The 2,482-nt window shown below is 55.7% G+C and carries 3 protein-coding genes and 1 pseudogene; all 4 read right to left on the bottom strand.

Going from position 1 to position 2,482, the window contains the following annotated elements:
• The coding region (locus INT22_RS21250) for a TRAP transporter large permease subunit (RefSeq protein WP_226912814.1) at positions 1–674 on the bottom strand (674 nt) is incomplete at its 3' end.
• Positions 671–1,237, bottom strand: a complete 567-nt coding sequence (locus INT22_RS16015; protein ID WP_193059608.1) for a TRAP transporter small permease — start codon at positions 1,235–1,237, stop codon at positions 671–673. The genes INT22_RS21250 and INT22_RS16015, both read right to left, overlap by 4 nt.
• 10 nt (positions 1,238–1,247) lie before the next feature.
• Positions 1,248–2,231, bottom strand: a complete 984-nt coding sequence (locus tag INT22_RS16010) for a TRAP transporter substrate-binding protein (RefSeq protein WP_051626399.1) — start codon at positions 2,229–2,231, stop codon at positions 1,248–1,250.
• 42 nt (positions 2,232–2,273) lie between these two features.
• A pseudogene (locus tag INT22_RS16005) lies at positions 2,274–2,482 on the bottom strand (hypothetical protein); the annotation flags it as partial.

Genomic DNA, 2,482 nt, shown 5'->3' with positions numbered 1-2,482 from the left:
CCGATGATAATCAGCGGTATCGACATGGCTGGCAGGCCCATCTTCAGCGCTTTTATTGCTTCTTGTCGACTCAGCCACTCTCCCTTGGGGTATTGCTGTACCAACCCCATGATGGCGATAGTCAGAAAGAAGGTGCCGCCTAGCAGTAGGCCCGGCAAGATACCGGCGATAAACATATCCGCAATGGGCACCTGGGCCATCACGCCGAACAGCACGAACAGCATCGAGGGCGGGATGATGGGTGACAGCAAGCCGCCAGCAGCGGTAATGGCCGCACTATAGGGCTTGTCATAGCCCTCCCGTTCCATGGCTGGCACCATAGCCCGAGACATGATGGCGATCTGCGAGGCGGCAGAACCGATAATCGCTGCCATCATCATGTTGGCAACCAGATTGATGTAGGCCAAGCCACCGCGAAAACCACCCACCAGCAGCCGTGCCAGGTCGATCAATCGGCGAGTTACCCCACCTTCGTTCATCAACTCTCCGGCCAGCATAAAGAGTGGAATGGCCAGCAGCCCATAGCTCTCGATGGCCGCGAATAACTGCTGAGGATAGGACTCAAAGAGCACGGTATTACCCGATACCAATATATAGAACAGGGCGGTAAGTGCCAGCACCAGGGCAATGGGCACCGCCCCCAGCAGTAGCACAGCAAAGACAGCGACAGTCATCGGGCCACCTCCTCTTGAGTGGTGTGGGATGCCGGACGACCAAGATTGCACAGCGATTGGCATAAATTGATCAGACTGTGGAACAGCAAGGAAGCGGCGAACCAAGGAAGAATCAGCCACACCCAGAACTTCTTGATACCCAGCGTTGAGGTATTCTCGGCATAGATGAAATTGAAGGTCTCGCCTTGAAAAGCCTGAATATCGAATCCGCTCTGCCACAGCAGTAGTGGCTGATACCAGCGCCAACAAAGCCACAGCAGAATCAGCGCGAAGAGCGCCACCATGAGGTCGACAAACAAACCTACCAGGCGCTGACAAGAGGTCGGCAAGAGATCAGTGAACAGCGTCACAGCAATCCCTTGGCGCCGTTTAAAAACCGCACTGGAGATCAGCAGAGTCATCCAGATCATGGCGTAGATAGCCAGCTCGCTGATCCAGTAGATCGGATAGCCGGCGGCACGAAAAGCCACATTGACAAGGATCAGCAGGGTCACTGCCGCCGCTAGGACAGCGGCAGTGATCTCCTCTCCTTTGGCAAGTCGGTCAGAAAGTCGTGACAACATCACGTCGCCCTCATTCACGTAGACGGTCGGCTTCCTGGCGAAGCATCTCCAGTCTCGGAGCTTTCTCACCCCAGATTGCTTCCCACTCGGCAATGGCGTCGCCGAAGAACTCAGCATCGGCCTCGACAATGTTCAGACCAAGCTCACGGATCTCAGCTTCTTGGGCAGCATCCTTAGCCTGAAAGCCGGACAGGACATTCTCCAGGTGCTCAGCCATGGCGGTCTCGATCAACTCACGATCCTCCACTGAGAGTTCGCGCCAAACCCGACCGGAGACCACACCCACCATAGGGAACATCATATGGTTGGAGATCAGTAAGTTAGGCGCCTGCTCATAAAACTTGAGGATCAAGATAGAATCAAAGTCCATGTCGATGGCATCTACCTGGCCATTAGCCAGAGCGTCATAGACTTCGAGCAATGGCAACGGGGCTGGAGCCGCGCCAGTGGCAGTATAGAAGTCACGGATTGGCTCAAAGGGGGTGATACGCAAGCGCTTCCCGCTCATATCGGCCTGGTTCTCGATAGGTGCCCGAGAGAGCACCTGCCGCATGCCTACCATGCCATAGCCAACGCCGACCATACCCACGCCCTGGGGCATCAGGTCGAGCAGTTCACCGGCAGTGTCGGAACGCAGTAGGCGCGCGGCATGATCCACATCATCAACCAGATAGGGCGCATAGAGGGCACCGAAGTCAGGAATCCGATTGGAAATTTCAGCGATGGTCAGAAAGGCCATGTCCAGCGCGCCAGTCTGCAATTGCTGAACCATCTGTGCTTCGTTACCGAGCTGCTGAGCCGGGAAGACACTGACGCTGTGCTCGCCATCAGAACGCTCATGAAGGGTGTCGGCAAAGGCCACAGCTTCGGTGGACCAGAGGTGCTGGGGAGGTGTAATTACCCCCAGGCGGAAATCGCGAGCCTGGGCAGAAACGGCACCAAAGAGTAGAGAGGCCGCCACGGCAGTGCTCAGAAAGGCTTTTGTAGGAGTCATAATGGGTCTCTTATATAGTTTTTATGTGGTTTGAAAACAGACTCAGACCTTCGCTGTACCGGCCAGTTGACTGGCGAGATCCTGCTCATCTTCTTTAGCCCGCGGCCGGGCATGACGCACCTGTAGCTCGGGTGCCTCAACGTTGGCCAGTGCCACATTGAACACCACATGAGAAAACGGACCGTCTAGTTCACGCTTGGCAATCTCGGCGGGGTCTTCAATACGTTCGTAAGCGTTCATTCCAGGACGTA

This window comes from Halomonas sp. 3D7M (assembly GCF_014897885.1).
Classification (GTDB): Bacteria; Pseudomonadota; Gammaproteobacteria; order Pseudomonadales; family Halomonadaceae; genus Vreelandella.
The sequence above is the reverse complement of the archived record's forward strand: the minus strand, read 5'-3'. Positions and strand labels throughout refer to the sequence as shown.